Source organism: Kitasatospora sp. NPDC096140 (assembly GCF_040303045.1).
Classification (GTDB): Bacteria; Actinomycetota; Actinomycetes; order Streptomycetales; family Streptomycetaceae; genus Kitasatospora.
In genome coordinates this window covers 48,824-65,818 of the sequence record NZ_JBEOUW010000009.1, presented here as the reverse complement: position 1 = coordinate 65,818, position 16,995 = coordinate 48,824, and the positions used below count along the sequence as shown (strand labels likewise).

Sequence of the window (16,995 nt, the reverse complement as noted above, 5' to 3'; positions counted from 1 at the left end):
AGAGTGTGATCATGCCCCTCGACGTCACCGTGGAACGCCTGATCCCCCGTCCGCCCGCCGAGGTCGCCGGCTACGCCATGGACTGGCGCCGCGACCACGAGTGGACCCAGGGAATCCGCAGCGCCGCCCTCACCCGGGAGGCCGACACCGGGGGCTTCGGCGTGGGCGCCGAGGTCACCCGGACCGCCCACTTCCTCGGGCGGCGCTTCGAGTACGTGCTGCGGGTGGCCGGCTACGCCCCGCCGCAGGTGCTCGACATGGTCTCGGTGGCCGGGCCGATGCCGATGCACGTCACCTACACCTTCGAGCCCACCCAGGGCGGCACCTTCGCCCGCATCCGCGTCCGCGGCGGATCCACCGGTTTCCACCGCCTCACCGCGCCGTTGATGTCCCGCCAGGTCCGCTCCTCCCTCACCAAGGACCTGCGCGCCCTCGAAGCCCGCCTCACCGGCTGAACCGGCTGACCGCTCCGCATCGACCCCCGCCCGGAGCCCGTCCCGCGCAGCCCCGTCCCGCGCAGCCCCGTCCCGCGCGGCCCCGTCCCGCGCGGCCGCTGCCGGCCCCTCGGCGTTCGCTTCGCTCCGGTATCGTGCGCCGTCGTTCGGGCCCGACGGGAAGAGGTGCAGGTCAATGAGTGGGTCGGCGTCGGCTGCCGGGCCGGGGGAGTTGCGGCGGCACCTGGGCGTGTTCGACGCCGTGGTGATCGGGCTGGGGTCGATGATCGGCGCGGGCGTCTTCGCCGCGCTGGCGCCCGCCGCGGCCGCCGCCGGCTCCGGACTGCTGATCGGACTGGCGCTGGCCGGGGTGGTGGCGTACTGCAACGCGACCTCCTCCGCCCGGCTCGCCGCCCGCTACCCGCAGTCCGGCGGCACCTACGTCTACGGCCGGGAGCGGCTCGGCGAGTTCTGGGGGTACCTCGCCGGGTGGGGCTTCGTCATCGGCAAGACCGCCTCCTGCGCGGCGATGGCGCTCACCGTGGGCTCCTACGTCTGGCCCGCCCAGGCCCACGCCGTCGCGGTCGCCGCGGTCGTGGCGCTGACCGCGGTCGACTACGTCGGCGTGCAGAAGGCCGCCTGGCTGACGCGGGCGATCGTCGCCGTCGTGCTGGGCGTGCTCGCCGCCGTGGTGGTGGCCTGCCTGAGCGGCGGCCAGGCGGACGCCGGCCGTTGGGCGGTCGGCGCGGACGCCGGGTTCCACGGGGTGCTGCAAGCCGCCGGCCTGCTGTTCTTCGCCTTCGCCGGGTACGCCCGGATTGCCACCCTCGGCGAGGAGGTGCGCGACCCGCAGCGCACGATCCCGCGCGCGATCCCGCTCGCGCTGGGCATCACCCTGGTGGTGTACACGGCCGTCGCGCTCGCCGTCCTGGCCGTACTCGGCCCCGAACGCCTCGCCCACGCCGCGGCGCCGCTGGCGGACGCGGTCCGGGCAGCCGGGGTGCCCGGGCTGGCTCCGGTGGTGCGCGCCGGGGCGGCGGTGGCGGCCCTCGGCTCCCTGCTCGCGCTGATCCTCGGCGTCTCGCGCACCACGCTCGCGATGGCGCGCGACCGCCACCTGCCGCACGCCCTGGCCGCCGTCCACCCGCGCTTCGGCGTGCCGCACCGCGCCGCGCTGGCCGTCGGCGCGGTGGTGGCCGTCGTCGCGGCCGTCGGCGACGTGCGCGGCGCGATCGGCTTCTCCTCCTTCGGAGTGCTCGCCTACTACGCCGTCGCCAACGCCTCCGCCTGGACCCTCACGCCGGGCGAGGGCCGCCCGCCGAGGATCGTCCCGGTCGTCGGTACGGCCGGCTGCCTCGCGCTGGCCTTCGCCCTCCCGTCGGCCTCCGTCCTGTCGGGCGCGGTGGTGCTCGGGCTCGGCGCCGCTGCGTACGGCCTGCGCAAGGCGGTGGCCCGCCGCTGAGGCCCCCGGTCAGCGCTGAGGCTCCCGGTCAGCCGGCGAGCCGGTGCGGGAAGCCCGTCGGACCAGCCCCCGGCGAGCCCGGCCCCGCCCCGGGCCGGCACCCGGACCGCAGGAACGCCGACGGCCGGCGAGGCGCAGTGCCTCGCCGGCCGTCGGCGTACGCGGGTGCTACCGGCCGCCCCACGGCTCGTCCGTCGAGACGATCTCGCGGCCGAGCGGCGTCAGCGAGACCGGGATCATCTTCAGGTTGGCCCAGCCGAAGGGGATCCCGATGATCGACAGGAACAGCGGAACGCTGGTGATCAGGTGCGCCAGCGCCAGCCACCACCCGGCGAAGACCAGCCAGATCACATTGCCGACGCAGGACGCCGCCCCGGCGTCCGACCGCTCCACCGCCGTCCGCCCGAACGGCCACAGGATGAAGCCCGCGAGGCGGAAGGACGCGATGCCGAAGGGGATGGTGATGATGAGGACGCAGCAGATGATTCCGGCGACCGCGTAGGCAAGAGCCATCCAAATGCCGCAGAAAACCAACCAGATGACATTGAGGATGAACTTCACTGCACTCATGCTTGGTACCTTCTCACGGCCGATCGCGTTGCACCACGACCGTCCCATGCCCGCCGGAGGGCGTGTCTACGCCCTCGGGGGTTGTGCCTCAGGGGTCGGTCCGGGGTGCGGCCTCAACCCGCGGTCGAAGTGAGGCCGGCCGACTCAGCGGTCTCCCACGAGCGCGAAGGCGAACGCCAGGCGCCGGTCGATCCACTCCGCCTTCATGGTGACCTTCTCGCTGCCTTCCGACGTCATCACCACCTCGCCGTCGGCACGCCACTCCAGCGTGCGTGACCTGTGCGGCAGGTCGCCGCCCTCCGCCCCGAAGCTGGTGAGGGCATCCGCGACGCCGAGTGCCAGGCGGCCCGCCGCCAGCCCGAGCGCGTCCTTCGGAGAGCCGCCCGCGATCCACTGGTTACGGCCGACGATCACGGGGTGGCCGGGCTGGTCGATGGCCCAGGTGTGGCGGAAGGGACGCCGGGGCGGAACGCGGCGGACGGTTCCGATGAGCTGCCCCTGCCCGTCGTGGACGGGGTGGTGCCGCTCGCCGTCGACCTCGATCCGCTCGCCGACGTAGCAGAGCAGACGGTTCGCGACGAGGTCCTCGAAGAGGGTGAGTGAAGGGCCTGCGGCCGGCGGCGCCGACGCCGGTACGGGCGGCGCAGCCGAGGTGGCGAGGTAGGCGCAGGGGGCGAGGACACGGTCGTTCCTGCCGCCCTTGGCGACGCGGACGGCGCGAGGGCCGCAGCCGATGCGGTTTCGCGTGGGGGTGGCCGGTCGTTCGACGTCGCCGATCACGAACTCCCTGACCCGTTCCCAGCTCACGGGCTCGACGGGAGGTTCCGCGGAGCTGTTCCTGTTCCTGCCGAAGCGCATGTTCGCCTCCCGACGGCCCGACTGGTCTTGATCCGTCCCCGACCCTAAGCGGTGCCGGTCCGGGGCTTCCCGCGTGGGCCGCCGGGTGGCCGTGGCCCGGGGTGGTCAGCCGGCGCCCCCGGCCGATCGGGCTCGTTTCCGAACACCACCGACCCCGATCGGTCCCAGGGGTGCATTTCGGGGGAAGGTCCGGGGCCGGGGCCCCGGTGTGGGTGGGGCGGGTCAGGCGGGGCGGGGGAGGTAGGCGAGGCCGTGGGCGCCGGGCTCGGCGCGCTTGGGGAGGGTGAGGCGGGAGACCGGCGTGAGGGTGTCGAGGTCGATGACGTCGACGGTGGAGGAGACGACGGAGGAGACGTAGGCGAGTCGGCCGTCCGGGGAGGAGGCGATGGTCAGGGGGAAGAGGCCGATCTCGACGGAGCCGAGGAGCCGGTGGTCCTCGGTGGAGAAGACGCTGAGGCGGCCGGGGAGCTGGCGGCCCAGCCGGGAGTCCGGGTCGGGGGCCGAACGGACCTCGCCGGCCAGGAGCTTGCCGGTGGAGGTGAGGTGGACGGGGAGCGCGGCGGACCCGGTCGGGAGGGTGTCGACGACCGAGGCCGTGCGGGCGTCGATGACGCGGATGCCGGGGGTCGCGTCGGGCCGGCCGGCGAAGCCGAGGTAGGGCCCGGCGACGTACGCCCGGGTGCCGTCGGGGGAGACGGCGAGGCCCTCGCTGCCGGGGACCTCGACCTTGGCGGTCAGGACGCCCTTGTCGAGGTCCACGATCGAGACGAACGGGGCCTCCTTGTTGGTGGCGAAGCCGGTGCGACCGTCCGGGGAGACGGCGAACCAGTGCGGGCCGGGGGCGTCGGTGTCGATCCGGCCGATCGGGCGGCGGGTGTCGGTGTCGACGACCACGACGCCGCCGGGGCGGTCCGGGCCGCCCTCCACGCTGACGTAGAGGCGACCGCGGGCGGTGTCCAACGCCAGGCCGTGCGGGCCGTGTTCGGGGGCGAGGTCGATCACCTCGACGATCCGGCGGGTGTCGGCGTCGATCACGGTCAGCTCGGTGCGGCGGCCGCCGTTGGCGTGGTAGTAGCCGGAGTGGTAGGCGCTGGTGCACCAGAGCAGGCGCTGGGTCGGGTCGAAGCACAACTCGTGCGGCTCGGCGAGGACTTCGACGGTGTCGAGGAGCCGGTCGGTGGCGGCGTCGAAGAAGGAGACGGTCGGGCCGCTCTGGCTGACGGCGGCGAGGACGTCTCCGGCGAGGTGGGAACGGGACATGGTGGACACAGGTGCTCCTTGAAGCGGGTTTCCCGGTGGACGTCTCCACTCTCCGGCTCCCGGGGCGGCGGAACAATGCAAGGATGGACACGGGATAGTTGACCGGAACGCAAAGATGCAGCTCAGGAGCCATGGATGGACCTCAACTTGCTGCGGGCCCTGGACGCCCTGCTGCAGGAGAACAGTGTGACCAAGGCCGCCGAGCGGCTCGGCACCTCACCGGCGGCGGTGAGCCGGACGCTGGCCCGGCTGCGCCGGGCGGTCGGCGACCCGCTGCTGGTGCGGGCCGGACAGGGGATGGTGCCGACCCCGCGGGCGCTCGAACTCCGGGAGGAGGTGGGCGCGTTGCTGCGCGACTGCGACAACGTGCTGCGCCCCGGGGCGGGGTTCGAGCCGGTTCACCTGGAGCGGACCTTCACCGTGCAGACCAGTGACGTCGTCCTGGTCCGGGTGGCCGGGTCGCTGACCGAGCGGATCCGCGCGGAGGCGCCCAAGGTCGACACGGTGTTCCTGCCGGAGGCGCTGGAGGGCGGGCCGGCGCTGCGGCAGGGGCTCGTGGACGTCGAGGTGGGCGTGCTGGGGCACCTGGACCCGGAGATCCGCAGTCGGCCACTGGTCCGGGCGCCCCTGGTGGGCGTGGCCCGCGGTGGGCATCCGCTGTTCGACGGGCGGATCACCGCACGGCGCTTCGCCGCGGCCGACCACATCGGCGTCTCGCGGCGCGGCAGGCGGCTCGGGCCGATCGACGCCGCGCTGGCCGAGCGCGGGCTGCGGCGCCGGGTGGCGGTGGTGGTGCCGAGCCACACCAGCGCGATGCTGCTGGCCCGGGACAGCGACCTGGTCGCGCTCGGGGTGGCGGACTGGCTGCCGGAGACGGTCGCGGCGCTGGGCCTGCGCACCTTCCCGATCCCGCTCGAACTCGACCCGCTGGAGCTGGGGATGGCCTGGCACCCGCGCAACTCGGCCGACCCGGGCCACCGTTGGTTCCGCGAACACCTGGCGGCGGCCGTCCGGCGGGCGGGGCAGGAGTGAGCCGGGCGCGGTACGGATCCCACTGTCCGTACCGCGCCCGGTGATCGGTGGCCCCGGGTGATCGGTGGCCCCGGCGGCCGGTGTTCCGCGGCCGCCGGGCGTTCGGCGGCTACCGGCGGAGCGGTCCCTCGCAGGTGTAGTCGGCGGTACCGGCCTTGCCGCCGGTCCAGACGTCGACCTTGCCGAAGCTGCAGTTCATGTCGTTGAGGTTGTTCGCCCCCTCGACGTCCTTGGTGCGGGTGAGGATGAAGTAGTCCACGGTGTCGGACATGTCCTTGAAGACCTTGTCCGGGTTGGTGGAGTCGGAGAGGTTGGCGGTGATGCGCCCGGTGCAGACGAAGCGCATCGGCTTGTTGGCCCAGTCGCCGTTGTCCTTGCAGTCGGGCGTGGCGCCGGTGGCGGCGGCGAACTCCTCCTGGACGTCGTCGGCCCACGCGAGGTCGAGGGAGCCGTTCGGGACGAAGGAGGTCGACGGGACGTACAGGTTGTCGACGTTCTTGATCTGGGCGTCGAGGAAGGCGGAGTACTCCTTCTGCAGGGCGGCGTCGGCGCCGACCCGGTCGCGCCAGGCGTCGAAGCCGGCCGGGTCGTCGGCGCGCTGGTAGCCGTACATCTCGCGGAGCAGCGAGGGGTGCTGCTGCCAGAGGAACTCGAAGAAGGTGCCGGCGTAGTTGTAGAAGTGGAAGGCCGGGGTGTCGGTGTAACGGGCGTGCAGGAGCTGGGCGACGGTCATCCGGGGGATGCCGGCGGCCTCGTCCGCGGCCAGCTTGCGGACCAGCGACTTGCGCACCAGGATGCCGTGGTCGCGGGTGGAGCCGTCGAAGAACTCGGCGGTGCCCTCGTCCATCGCGGTGGTCTTGTCGTCGGCGTACCAGCGCGGGTCGCCGAAGTAACCCGGCACCGCCCAGCGGCCGTTGAGGTAGTGCACGTACTCGTGGCGGAACAGCTCTTCGAGGGTGAGCTGGGAGTCCTGCGGGACGCGTCGCTGGTAGGTGTAGAAGGTGGCGCCGCGCTCGATGTAGATCCCGCCGTTGCTGGTGGAGTAGCCGGTGAGGATCGGGTGGTAGACCTCGTAGTCGGCGCGCGAGGCGTACAGGTGGATGTGCAGGGTGGGGTTGGCGTCCCCGGCGAGCGGCTGGTCGGTGCCGAGCACCCGGAAGTACTGGGACTTGACCTGCTTGCTCGCGTAGTACATCTGGTCGACGGTGGCCTTGTCGAGGGCGGTGTGGACCTCGACGGCGCCGTTGTCGTAGGTGTACGTGTTCGGGAAGAGCTTCGCCTCCAGGTCGGATATGCAGACGCCGTACTGGTGGCAGACGCCGTAGGTGGCGGCCCAGCCGATGGCCTTGGCCCAGGGGTCGGACCACTCGCCGAAGGCGGTCCGGGTGGTGTCGATCAGCCGGCCGAGGTCGGCGACGGTGGCGTCGTGCAGGGCCGGCACCTGCCCGAACCGGCCGTACTCGGCGACGGCGTCGCGGGCGGCCCAGGCGTTCTTGGTGCCCTTGAGGTGGCCCCAGGAGGCGTAGGCGCGGAACGCGGCGCGGTAGTCGGCGTCGCCGGCGACGGCGGTGAGGAAGGCCGGGTCCTGGTTGTAGATGCCCAGGTAGTTGAGGTTGAGCGCCTGGAGGACGGCCTTGCCCCAGGCGGCGCTGTCGGCCACCGTGGTGCCGGGGGCGAGCACGCCGAGGATGCGTCGGGCGAGGCCGAGGTTGTTCTGGCGCAGGCCGTCGGCGCCGGCGGTGATGGCGGTCTCGCGCAGGATGTTCGCGGCGAGGTCGGTGCGGTCGAAGGCGTGCGCGCTGCCCGCGTACGCCGTGATCGCGCGCTGGATCGAGCCGAGCGTCGCGGGGTCGGAGACGTTCAGCTCGTGGTGGGTGAAGGCGTGGTAGACGGTCGCGTGCAGGTACGTCCACAGCTCGTAGACGTGCGAGGAGCCGGTGCCGTCGTCGGTGGCGGACAGCCGGGTGAGCCGGTCGGCGACCGCACGGACGTGGGCGTTGTCCATGGTGGTGGTGAAGCGGGCGTCCCAGGTCCAGAGGATCGAGTTCAGACAGCCGTCCGCGGTGATCGCCGGGTCGGTGAGGAAGGCGACGAGCTGGTCGGCGCCGAGGCGGGTGAGCCCGTCGACGGTGCAGGGCACGCCGGCGCCGCTGGTGGGAGGGGTGGCGGCGGCGGTGCCGGCGACCTGGTCGGCGGTCGGCGCGGGCGCGCCGACGTGGTCGGGCAGCAGTCCGGGGATGAGCGTGCTGCCGAGCGAGCCGCCGCCGGGGGCCGGGGCCGGGGCGCCGGGCTTGGCGGTGTCGGCGCCGAGGTGGTCGACGTCGTCGTAGGCGGTGCGCTGGTCGGGGGCGGCCGGGGCGGGCGTGGAGCTCGTCGGTGCGGTCGGCGCCGAGGCCGGGGCCGAGGTCGCGGGGGTGGGGGTGAGGGCCTGGGCGGTCTGCAGCGTGGGCAGCGTGAGGGTGACGGCCATCGCGGAGGCGAGCAGGACTCGCCGGGCTACGCGGGAAGTTGACACCGGATCTCCTGGAGGGGGAATTGGCAGGGCGGTGCGAGGCGGCAGTGCCGTGGGTTCCGGCCCGGGACTGCCGGGGGCGAGGGCGGGCGTTGCGGGGTTTGGGGCGCCCTCGGTTGAGCGAGGCGTAACATAGCAATGTGAAATTGCACCTGCCAAGAGGGTGAACGGAGTTGACCCCCACTCCTTCCGCTTCTGCAGTTCGGGATACCCTGCGGGGGTACGTGCAGGCGGACCGGACCCGATGGGGGAGGCGGAGGATGGCGCAGCTGCGGCCGTTCGGCCCCTCGGTGCCACGGGCGCTGCGCCTGCTGCTGCTCGCCGCGCTGCTGATCGGCGTCGTGACGATGCACACGCTCGGGCATCCGGCCGGTGGGCACGGTGAACGCGGCGGGCACGGTGGGTACGGCGGGCACGGTGGACGCGAGGCCGGGGACGGCCGGGTGGCGGCGCGTCAGGCGTCGGGCCACCACGCGATGGCCCCCGAGCCCGTCCGGGCCCCGGCCGCGCGGCTCGTGACCGGCGGCCCCGGCCTCGACGCCGACCCCGGCTCCGGCCCTGCCTCTGCCGCCGCCTCTCGCGCCGCCTCTGCCTTCGCCGACCCCTCGGCTCCCGGCGGCATGGACCCGATGACGGTCTGCCTCGCCGTCCTCGCCGGCTGGACCCTGGTGCTCCTGATCGCCGGTCCGCTGCTGCGTTCCGGTGGGGATGCCGCGGCCGAGGTGCGCGCGCGTCTGCTGCGGGCCGTCCGCGCGCAGCCCCCGCCCGGGGGTGGACGGATACTCCTCGCCCGGCTCTCGGTGCTGCGTCAGTAGGCGCGCGCCCGCCGATCCGTGCCCGCGCGCGCTGCGAAGCGCCCGCGTGCGGAACGGCCGACGCGACGTCCTGCGCGCCCACACCACCACCGCACGAGGTGCACTCCGCCATGCGCACACCCACCCGCCGTACCGTCCTCGCCGCCGCGCTCGCCGCCGCCGGGACCGGCCTGCTCACCGCCTGCTCGTCCGATTCGATGAAGGGCATGGACCACGCGTCCGTGAACCACGGCGACGCGGGAGGTGCGAGCGGCCCGGCCGCCTCCGCCGCCCCCGCCGGTTTCGTCGCACCGAACGGCCCCGAGGTCGCCGCCGCCGAGGCGAAGCGCAACCCCGGCCCGGAGCGCAAGGTCGCGCTCACCGCCACCGAGACCACTCTCGACCTCGGCGGCCGCACCGTCCGCAGCTGGGCGTACGGCGACCGCCTTCCCGGCCGGGAGGTCCGGGCCACCGTCGGCGACACGCTCGCCCTCACCCTCGCCAACCACCTGCCGCAGCCCACCTCGCTGCACTGGCACGGCCTCGCGCTGCGCAACGACATGGACGGCGTGCCGGGCCTGACCCAGTCCGCCGTCAGGGTCGGCGCCACCTTCGACTACCGCTTCACCCTCACCCACCCGGGCACGTACTGGTTCCACCCGCACTCCGGTGTCCAGCAGGACCGCGGCCTGTACGCGCCGCTGATCGTCGAGGACCCGAAGGAGCCGCTGCGCTACGACCGGGAGTGGGTCGTCGTCCTGGACGACTGGGTGGACGGCGTCGACGGCAGCACCCCGGACGCCGTCCTCGCCGAACTCGCCCAGGGCATGGGCGGGACGGACCACTCCGGCGGCTCCGGCCACGACATGCCGGGAATGCCCGGGATGTCAGGGATGTCAGGGATGTCAGGGGCGTCGGGGGTGACCGGCCCGGCGGGGCCGGGGGCGGGCGGTGCGACGAGCGGACCCGCCCGGATGCTGATGGGTGCCCGCAGCCCCCTGCTCGGCGGCGACGCCGGCGACGTCGCCCACCCGTTCCACCTCGTCAACGGCCGTCTCGCGACCGCTCCCGAGACCTTCACCGCCAAGCCCGGCGACCGGATCCGGATCCGGCTGATCAACGCGGCCGGCGACACCGCCTACCGGGTCGCCCTCGGCGGACACGAGCTGACCGTCACCCACACCGACGGCTTCCCGGTCGAGCCGGCCGCCACCCGGGCGCTGCTGCTCGGCATGGGCGAGCGCTACGACGTCCTGGTCACCGCCGGGGACGGCGTCTTCCCGCTGACCGCGCTCGCCGAGGGCAAGGGCGCGACCGCGCTCGCCCTGCTGCGCACCGGCGGCGGCGCCGCGCCCGACGCCTCGGTGCGCCCGGCCGAGCTCGACGGCACGCCGGTGACCGCCGGTGGGCTGAAGGCCGACCCGAGTGTCCGACTGCCCGCCAAGTCCCCTGACCGCACGGTGCAGTTGGAGCTCACCGGTGGCATGGCGAAGGCCGACTGGGCGTTCAACGGCCGCAGGTACGACCCGGCGCAGCGCCACCCGGTGGCCGCCGGCGAGCGGGTGCGGCTGGAGTTCCGCAACAGCACCGCCATGTGGCACCCGGTCCACCTGCACGGACACAGCTTCGCGCTGCCCGGCGACGGCCCGCGCAAGGACACCGCGATCGTGCTGCCCGGCACGACGCTGGCCGTCGACTTCGACGCCGACAACCCGGGGCTGTGGATGGTGCACTGCCACAACGTCTACCACGCGGAGACGGGCATGATGACCGTCCTCGGTTACCAGGCGTAACCCCGGTCCACCTTGTGAGACGCCGGGGCGGGGAGCGCGTTCCCCGCCCCCGGCACCCGCCTCGCTGCGCCGTGCCACCCTCGCCGACCTGCGCCTTCATGACGATTTCTTAACGCGGGCCGATGACACCTCCTTAACGCCCGTCGCATAGCCTGGCGCACTGCCGTCGCCCGACGGCGCTTTTGCGGGGTCTTTAAACAAGAGGTGTCACGTGGTTTCGTCGGGTTCGACGGGGACGGCGACGGAGGGTTCGTCGTCGGCGCGAATACGGCTGCGGAGCTGGCTGCTGGAGGACATGAGCGCGGCGAAGCCCGCGGAGCCGTCCGACGCGGCAGGCGGCCCGCAGGCGTCGCACGACGGCGCGGCGGCGGGGGAATCCGCCGCGCACGGTGCGCACGCCGGCCAGCGCTGGTGGCGGGTGATGTGCCTGACCGGCCTGGACTACTTCTCCACGCTCGGTTACCAGCCGGGCATCGCCGCCCTGGCGGCCGGCGTGCTGTCGCCGATCGCCACCATCGTGCTGGTGATCGTCACGCTGCTGGGCGCGCTGCCGGTCTACCGGCGGGTGGCCAAGGAGAGCCCGCGCGGCGAGGGCTCGATCGCGATGCTGGAGCGGCTGCTGTCGTTCTGGAAGGGCAAGCTGTTCGTCCTCGCGCTGCTCGGCTTCGCGGCGACGGACTTCCTGATCACCATCACGCTGTCCGCCGCCGACGCGAGCGCGCACCTGGTGGAGAATCCGCACCTGACCGGCATGCTCGGCGACAAGCAGGTGCTGATCACGCTGATCCTGGTGGCGCTGCTCGGCGCGGTCTTCCTCAAGGGCTTCAGCGAGGCGATCGGCCTGGCCGTGGCCCTGGTCGGGGTCTACCTGGCGCTGAACGTGGTCGTGGTGGCCGTCGGTCTGTGGAAGATCATCGAGGCGCCGCACGTGGTCACCGACTGGACGGACGCGCTGACCGCCCAGCACGGCAACCCGATCATCATGGTCGGCGTCGCCCTGGTGACCTTCCCGAAGCTGGCGCTCGGCCTGTCCGGCTTCGAGACCGGCGTCGCCGTGATGCCGCACATCGAGGGCAGCGCCGGTGACACCGAGGCGAACCCGGCCGGCCGGATCCGGGGCGCCCGCAAGCTGCTCACCACCTCCGCCGTGATCATGAGCTGCTTCCTGATCGCCACCAGCTTCATCACCACGCTGCTCATCCCGGCCGACCAGTTCAAGCCCGGCGGCGACGCCAACGGCCGCGCCCTGGCGTACCTGGCCCACCAGTACCTGGGCGGCGCCTTCGGCAGCGTCTACGACCTCTCCACCATCGCGATCCTCTGGTTCGCCGGTGCCTCGGCGATGGCGGGCATGCTCAACCTGCTGCCCCGCTACCTCCCGCGTTACGGCATGGCCCCGCACTGGGCCCGCGCGGTGCGGCCGATGGTGATCGTGCTGACCCTGATCGGCTTCCTGGTGACCTGGATCTTCGACGCCAACGTCGACGCCCAGGGCGGCGCGTACGCGACCGGTGTGCTGGTGCTGATCAGCTCGGCGGCCATCGCGGTGACCATCGCGGCGTTCCGCAAGCGCGAGAAGGGCTGGACCGTCGCCTTCGCGGCGATCTCGGCGGTCTTCCTCTACACCACCGTGCTGAACTGCATGGAGCGGCCCGACGGTCTGAAGATCGGCGCCTGCTTCATCGCCGGCATCATCCTGGTCTCGCTGGCCTCCCGGCTGCGCCGCGCCTTCGAGCTGCGGGTCACGAACGTGGCGATGGACGAGGTGGCGGAACGTTTCATCAGGGACTACGCGCACCGCCCGCTGCGGCTGATCGCCAACGAGCCGAGCCGCCGCGACAACGCCGAGTACCGCGACAAGATCCGCCAGATCCGCGCCGACAACGACATCCCCGGCGAGGACGACCTGGTCTTCGTCGAGGTCACCGTCCGCGACGCCTCCGACTTCGAGGCCGAGCTGACCGTCCGCGGCGAGGTCCTGCACGGGCGCTACCGGGTGCTCACCCTGGAGAGCTCCAGCATCCCCAACGCGATCGCCGCGCTGGCGCTCACCGTCCGGGACCGCACCGGGCAGCGGCCGCACCTCTACTTCGAGTGGACCGAGGGCAACCCCTTCGCCCAGTTCCTGCGGTTCTTCCTGTTCGGCCAGGGCGAGGTCGCGCCGGTCACCCGCGAGGTGCTGCGCGAGGCCGAGCCGGACCGCTCGCGCCGCCCGCGCGTCCACGTCGGCTGACCCCGTCGGCCGACCCCCGCGGGCGCCCCGGCGCCGGCCCCTGACCGCCGCCCCAGCTGCACGGCCCGTCCGCTCCCGGTGAGCGGGCGGGCCGTCGGCGTTCCCGGAGGCGCTCTCGCCGGCGGGGCCGGGGCGGCGCGGCGGGTGACGCGGTGAGGCCGTGAACACGTGGTGCCGCCCACGCCCGGGAGGGGAGGGCGTGGGCGGCGGATCGGGAGGGGACGCGGTCAGGAGGGGAGATCCAGGACCATGCCGGGCTGGATGAGGTCCGGGTCGTCGCCGACGGTGCCGCGGTTGAGGGCGTAGAGGGCGGGCCAGCCACCGGGGACGCGGAGGCGCTCGGCGAGGTCGGCGAGGGTGTCGTTCTCCCGGACGGTCCAGGTGCCGTCCCGCGAAGGCGCGGGCTCGGCGGCCGGGGTGTGGGTGTGGGCGGGGGCGTGGGCGGCCGGGGGCGGCGCGGCGTCGCCGCGGTCGTGGCGGTGGGCGGCGCGGGCGCCGCAGACGGGCCACGGCGAGAGGCCGCGGCGGCCGGCGAGGCGCTGGGCGACGGCGATCTGCTGCTCGCGGGTGGCGAGGTCGGGGCGCGGGGCGTAGGCGAGGCCGCCGTTCTCGCGCCAGGTGGGCTGGTCGAACTGGAGACCGCCGTAGTAGCCGTTGCCGGTGTTGACGCGCCAGTTGCCGCTGCTCTCGCAGGCCGCCACGCTGTCCCAGTCGTACCGGCCGCCGTCCGCCCGGCCGGGGTCGGACCCGCCCTCGCGGCCCGGGGGTGCGGCGTGGGCCGCTGGGGCGCCGGCGAGGGCCACGGTCAGGGCGCAGAGCGCGGTCGGGACGAGGCGGCGGAGACGAGCGGTGGGAGGCATGGGCGGCTCTCAGATCCGGGGACAGGACACGCACCGCCCGGAGACGGCGCACTCCCACCGACGCAGACAGCCGGGCCGTTCCGCCGCCGACACGTCCGGCAGGTCACCCGCACGGCCGCCCGGTGCCACCCCGGCGGCCCGCGGCCATCCGGCCGTACCCCCGGTTCACCCCCCGCCCTAGAGTGACCGCGGACGTTCCTCGACGAAGGGTACGAACGATGACGATCGATCAGGGCGGCGCACGCGCCGAGTTGGGCGTGATCGGCGGCTCCGGGCTCTACGCGCTGCTGGACGACGTGACCGAGGTGCGCGTCGACACGCCGTACGGGGCGCCCAGCGACGCGCTGTTCGTGGGGGAGGTGGCCGGGCGTCGGGTCGCCTTCCTGCCCCGGCACGGGCGCGGCCACGGTCTGCCGCCGCACCGGATCAACTACCGGGCCAACCTGTGGGCGCTGCACGCGCTGGGGGTGCGGCAGGTGCTCGGGCCGTGCGCGGTGGGCGGGTTGCGGCCGGAGTACGGGCCGGGCACGCTGCTGGTGCCGGACCAGTTCGTGGACCGGACCTCCGGGCGCGTGCAGACCTTCTACGACGGGCTGCCGCTGCCGGACGGCTCGGTGCCCGAGGTGGTGCACGTGTCGATGGCCGACCCGTACTGCCCGGCGGGGCGACGGGCGGCCCTGGACGCGGCGCGCGACGCGGCGTGGGAGCCGGTGGACGGCGGCACGCTGGTGGTGATCGAGGGCCCGCGCTTCTCCACCCGCGCCGAGTCCCGCTGGTTCACCGCCAACGGCTGGTCGGCGGTCGGCATGACGGGCCATCCGGAGGCGGTGCTGGCGCGTGAACTCGGGCTCTGCTACACGTCGTTCGCGTTGGTCACCGATCTCGACGCGGGGGTGGAGAGCGGCGAGGGCGTCACCCACGCGGAGGTGCTGAAGGTCTTCGCGGGCAACGTCGACCGGCTGCGCACCGTCCTGTTCAAGGCGCTGGAGGTACTGCCCGCGGAACGGGACTGCGTCTGCTCGCACGCCCTGGACGGGGTCGCCACCGGCCTGCCGGGCGTGGCCGCCGACTGAGCGGACTGAGCCGACTGAGCCGTCCGAGCCCGGTGGCACCTGTAGCCCGGAGAGCCCCGGAGACCGCGGAGGCGGGCCGCCGACACCGTCGACGGACCGCCTCCGCGGTCACGACCGGACGGGTCACACGTGGATCTCGGTGGTGCAGTCGGTCCACCACGGGCTGAGCGGGGGAGTCCAGCCGAGGTACTTGGTGCCGCAGATCTTGATGCTCCCGACCTGTACGTAGTACTTGGTCGCGTTGGCCTTGCCCCGGTCCGCCTTCACGTCCCCCAGGTCCTTGTCGAAGTTGGACTTGAGGTGGACGGTGCCCGTGTAGTACGTGCCGCCGCCGGTGTAGATCCAGACCCAGCCGTCGGAGCAGTTGTCGACCTGGACCTGGATGTTGTCGAGCTTGTAGTACTTCGTGCAGCCGGCCGTGGCGGAGGTGCTCGCGGCGGCCGGGGAGGCCGACAGGGTGGTCAGTGCGGCGACTGCGAGCCCCAGGGCGCCGGCGGTCTTCGCCAGCGTGCCCGACGTCTTCTTCATGGTGACAACCCCTGTGGTGTGGTTCCGACATGTCTGCTCTCGGAGCACCCCCACTGTCCCGGTGAGGTCATACGTGTGCCATCAGTCATCTGACTGTCGGGGTGTGCACAGGTGTGGCGGCGGACGTCCCCCGGGACCCGCCGACGCGGGGCGATGACGGGCCCCTCATGTACCGGCGGCCCGGACGTAGACGTCGGCCGCGCCGGGGAGGTCGGCGGCCGGTCGCTCCACCACGAAGATCTCCCGTCCGCCCTGCCCGTCGGGCAGCAATGGGCCCGCGGCGGGCTCGTCTCCCGGCAGTGACGCTCGCAGGTCCTCCGGCAGCGATGCGGGGGCACCGGGCCGGGGCAGGTCGTACGTCCTGAGGAAGTCGTCGAGGTTGGCGTCGTCGCCGCCGCCGATCCGGTAGCGCAGGTAGGCGACCCGCGCCCCGTCGGCGGTCCGGGACAGCACGGCGTCCGCCGGGACGTAGTAGCGCCCCTTGCCGGGGTGCTGCTCATGGGACAGGCCCGCCAGCCGCTCCGCGCGGTCGGTGTCGGTCGGCGGCGGATCGACGGCCCGGAGGTACGCGGCCACGCCCCACCAGGCGCACCCCATGGTGATCAGCCCGCAGAGCACGAGGAAGGCAGCCGGCAACCGTCGCGTCCACCGCCTGTCACCATTGATGTGGGACACCATGTCAGCCCTTCCTGGTCCTGGCCTTGCCGGCGCCTCCCATGTCGAACTCCTGGGCCAGACCTGTCCGGTGGAGACGCTGGAGGTCGTCGTCCGATACGTGCCAGTCCTTGCTGCTCTCCGGTGTTGCGGACATGGGTCACGCTAACGAGCGAGCGGGGACGGGCGCAGCCGAACGGACCGACTGGTGGGGCAGAAGGATCCTGTGGCCCGCCGGGCGATTCGTTCGCGGTGTGTCGCCGTCGGCCGGAGTCGGCGGTGGGTGGGTCAGTCGGTGGTGGGGAAGGCGCGGTCGAGGTGGTAGCGGAGGGTGGCGATGGCCTCCTCCGGGGTGCGCTGGCCGAGGAGGACGCTCAGGCCGAGGCCGGCCGAGGTGGCGAGGAGGACGGCGGCTTCCCGGTGGGGGTCGACGGTGGGGTCGGTGTCGCCGGCTCGTCGGGCGGTGGCGAGGTGGGCGGCGAGGAAGGCCTCCATCTCGTTGGGAGCGGCGAGGAAGGCCTGGTCGGCGAGGGCGCGGTCGGTGACGGAGAGGACGGCGTACTCGGTGTGGATGAGGTGGAAGGCGCGGCTCTCGTCGTCGGTGGGGACGGCTTCGAGCAGGACGGCCTCGATGATGCCGCGCGGGTCGGTGCCGGCGCCGGTCGCCCGTACCCGGTGCCGGACGCGTTCGCCCATGCGGCCGGTGAGGCGGGTCATGGCGTCGAGGAGCAGCTTCTCCTTGGTGTCGAAGTAGTACTGCACGAGCCGCACGGAGACGCCGGCCTCGGTGGCGACGGAGCGCATGGTGACGGAGTGGAGGCCGTCGCGCGCCGCTGACCGGAGCAGGGCGTCGACGATGTGGGCCCGTCGCTCCTCGTGGTCCACCAGCTTGGGCATCGGGTTCCCTTCGAATACTTTTGTGGTACAACCAT

General features: G+C 73.4%; 16 protein-coding genes. 7 read left to right on the top strand and 9 right to left on the bottom strand.

Annotated features, from left to right (window positions below; all coding sequences use genetic code 11):
- Positions 1–11 precede the first annotated feature (11 nt).
- Both ABT048_RS11470 and ABT048_RS11465 read left to right on the top strand, forming a co-directional pair.
- Positions 12–455 carry an SRPBCC family protein gene (locus tag ABT048_RS11470; RefSeq protein WP_350521136.1) on the top strand — a complete coding sequence of 148 codons (444 nt, stop codon included), beginning with the start codon at positions 12–14 and terminating at the stop codon, positions 453–455.
- Between the two features lie 175 nt (positions 456–630).
- The gene (locus tag ABT048_RS11465) at positions 631–1,896 is read left to right on the top strand and encodes an APC family permease (RefSeq protein ID WP_350521135.1); all 1,266 of its coding nucleotides are present in this window, start codon (positions 631–633) and stop codon (positions 1,894–1,896) included.
- A 168-nt stretch (positions 1,897–2,064) separates the two neighbouring features.
- Here ABT048_RS11465 and ABT048_RS11460 read toward each other — a convergent pair whose 3' ends face one another.
- The 3 genes from ABT048_RS11460 to ABT048_RS11450 all read right to left on the bottom strand — a co-directional run bounded on the left by ABT048_RS11460 (position 2,065) and on the right by ABT048_RS11450 (position 4,584).
- On the bottom strand, positions 2,065–2,466 hold the full coding sequence (locus ABT048_RS11460; protein ID WP_350521134.1) for a YccF domain-containing protein: 402 nt from the start codon (positions 2,464–2,466) through the stop codon (positions 2,065–2,067).
- Between the two features lie 144 nt (positions 2,467–2,610).
- The gene (locus ABT048_RS11455; RefSeq protein WP_350521133.1) at positions 2,611–3,273 is read right to left on the bottom strand and encodes a hypothetical protein; all 663 of its coding nucleotides are present in this window, start codon (positions 3,271–3,273) and stop codon (positions 2,611–2,613) included.
- 273 nt (positions 3,274–3,546) lie between these two features.
- A complete protein-coding gene (locus tag ABT048_RS11450; RefSeq protein ID WP_350521301.1) occupies positions 3,547–4,584 on the bottom strand; it encodes a YncE family protein in 1,038 nt (345 codons plus the stop codon).
- 135 nt (positions 4,585–4,719) lie between these two features.
- Here ABT048_RS11450 and ABT048_RS11445 point away from each other — a divergent pair, with 135 nt between their 5' ends.
- The gene (locus ABT048_RS11445; protein WP_350521132.1) at positions 4,720–5,616 is read left to right on the top strand and encodes a LysR family transcriptional regulator; all 897 of its coding nucleotides are present in this window, start codon (positions 4,720–4,722) and stop codon (positions 5,614–5,616) included.
- 109 nt (positions 5,617–5,725) lie between these two features.
- Here the strand turns inward: ABT048_RS11445 and ABT048_RS11440 are convergent, their stop codons facing one another.
- Positions 5,726–8,131, bottom strand: coding sequence for a collagenase (locus ABT048_RS11440; protein ID WP_350521131.1), 2,406 nt, complete (start codon positions 8,129–8,131; stop codon positions 5,726–5,728).
- A 257-nt stretch (positions 8,132–8,388) separates the two neighbouring features.
- Between ABT048_RS11440 and ABT048_RS11435 the strand changes: the two genes are divergently transcribed.
- The 3 genes from ABT048_RS11435 (at position 8,389) to ABT048_RS11425 (ending at position 12,948) form a co-directional block, all read left to right on the top strand.
- Positions 8,389–8,943: a hypothetical protein gene (locus ABT048_RS11435; RefSeq protein WP_350521130.1), complete on the top strand. Its 555-nt coding sequence runs from the start codon at positions 8,389–8,391 to the stop codon at positions 8,941–8,943.
- A gap of 110 nt (positions 8,944–9,053) precedes the next feature.
- Positions 9,054–10,715 (top strand): multicopper oxidase family protein, encoded by a 1,662-nt coding sequence (locus tag ABT048_RS11430; protein WP_350521129.1) that lies wholly within the window; start codon positions 9,054–9,056, stop codon positions 10,713–10,715.
- A gap of 421 nt (positions 10,716–11,136) precedes the next feature.
- On the top strand, positions 11,137–12,948 hold the full coding sequence (locus ABT048_RS11425; RefSeq protein WP_350521300.1) for an APC family permease: 1,812 nt from the start codon (positions 11,137–11,139) through the stop codon (positions 12,946–12,948).
- A 227-nt stretch (positions 12,949–13,175) separates the two neighbouring features.
- Here the strand turns inward: ABT048_RS11425 and ABT048_RS11420 are convergent, their stop codons facing one another.
- Positions 13,176–13,808 carry a transglycosylase family protein gene (locus tag ABT048_RS11420; protein ID WP_350521128.1) on the bottom strand — a complete coding sequence of 211 codons (633 nt, stop codon included), beginning with the start codon at positions 13,806–13,808 and terminating at the stop codon, positions 13,176–13,178.
- Positions 13,809–14,026: 218 nt separating this feature from the next.
- Between ABT048_RS11420 and ABT048_RS11415 the strand changes: the two genes are divergently transcribed.
- Positions 14,027–14,881 (top strand): S-methyl-5'-thioadenosine phosphorylase, encoded by an 855-nt coding sequence (locus tag ABT048_RS11415; protein WP_350521127.1) that lies wholly within the window; start codon positions 14,027–14,029, stop codon positions 14,879–14,881.
- A 123-nt stretch (positions 14,882–15,004) separates the two neighbouring features.
- Here ABT048_RS11415 and ABT048_RS11410 read toward each other — a convergent pair whose 3' ends face one another.
- The 4 genes from ABT048_RS11410 to ABT048_RS11395 form a co-directional block, all read right to left on the bottom strand.
- Positions 15,005–15,409: a hypothetical protein gene (locus tag ABT048_RS11410; protein WP_350521126.1), complete on the bottom strand. Its 405-nt coding sequence runs from the start codon at positions 15,407–15,409 to the stop codon at positions 15,005–15,007.
- 165 nt (positions 15,410–15,574) lie between these two features.
- Positions 15,575–16,045 carry a hypothetical protein gene (locus ABT048_RS11405; protein ID WP_350521125.1) on the bottom strand — a complete coding sequence of 157 codons (471 nt, stop codon included), beginning with the start codon at positions 16,043–16,045 and terminating at the stop codon, positions 15,575–15,577.
- A gap of 43 nt (positions 16,046–16,088) precedes the next feature.
- A complete protein-coding gene (locus tag ABT048_RS11400; RefSeq protein WP_350521124.1) occupies positions 16,089–16,220 on the bottom strand; it encodes a hypothetical protein in 132 nt (43 codons plus the stop codon).
- A 131-nt stretch (positions 16,221–16,351) separates the two neighbouring features.
- Positions 16,352–16,960 carry a TetR/AcrR family transcriptional regulator gene (locus ABT048_RS11395; RefSeq protein ID WP_350521123.1) on the bottom strand — a complete coding sequence of 203 codons (609 nt, stop codon included), beginning with the start codon at positions 16,958–16,960 and terminating at the stop codon, positions 16,352–16,354.
- Between the last annotated feature and the right edge of the window lie 35 nt (positions 16,961–16,995).

Coding starts and splice junctions, on each gene's coding strand:
- ABT048_RS11470 (WP_350521136.1), top strand. CDS start 12: ATGCCCCTCGACGTCACCGTGGAACGCCTGATCCCCCGTCCGCCCGCC.
- ABT048_RS11465 (WP_350521135.1), top strand. CDS start 631: ATGAGTGGGTCGGCGTCGGCTGCCGGGCCGGGGGAGTTGCGGCGGCAC.
- ABT048_RS11460 (WP_350521134.1), bottom strand. CDS start 2,466: ATGAGTGCAGTGAAGTTCATCCTCAATGTCATCTGGTTGGTTTTCTGC.
- ABT048_RS11450 (WP_350521301.1), bottom strand. CDS start 4,584: ATGTCCCGTTCCCACCTCGCCGGAGACGTCCTCGCCGCCGTCAGCCAG.
- ABT048_RS11445 (WP_350521132.1), top strand. CDS start 4,720: ATGGACCTCAACTTGCTGCGGGCCCTGGACGCCCTGCTGCAGGAGAAC.
- ABT048_RS11435 (WP_350521130.1), top strand. CDS start 8,389: ATGGCGCAGCTGCGGCCGTTCGGCCCCTCGGTGCCACGGGCGCTGCGC.
- ABT048_RS11430 (WP_350521129.1), top strand. CDS start 9,054: ATGCGCACACCCACCCGCCGTACCGTCCTCGCCGCCGCGCTCGCCGCC.
- ABT048_RS11425 (WP_350521300.1), top strand. CDS start 11,137: ATGTGCCTGACCGGCCTGGACTACTTCTCCACGCTCGGTTACCAGCCG.
- ABT048_RS11420 (WP_350521128.1), bottom strand. CDS start 13,808: ATGCCTCCCACCGCTCGTCTCCGCCGCCTCGTCCCGACCGCGCTCTGC.
- ABT048_RS11415 (WP_350521127.1), top strand. CDS start 14,027: ATGACGATCGATCAGGGCGGCGCACGCGCCGAGTTGGGCGTGATCGGC.
- ABT048_RS11410 (WP_350521126.1), bottom strand. CDS start 15,409: ATGAAGAAGACGTCGGGCACGCTGGCGAAGACCGCCGGCGCCCTGGGG.
- ABT048_RS11400 (WP_350521124.1), bottom strand. CDS start 16,220: ATGTCCGCAACACCGGAGAGCAGCAAGGACTGGCACGTATCGGACGAC.
- ABT048_RS11395 (WP_350521123.1), bottom strand. CDS start 16,960: ATGCCCAAGCTGGTGGACCACGAGGAGCGACGGGCCCACATCGTCGAC.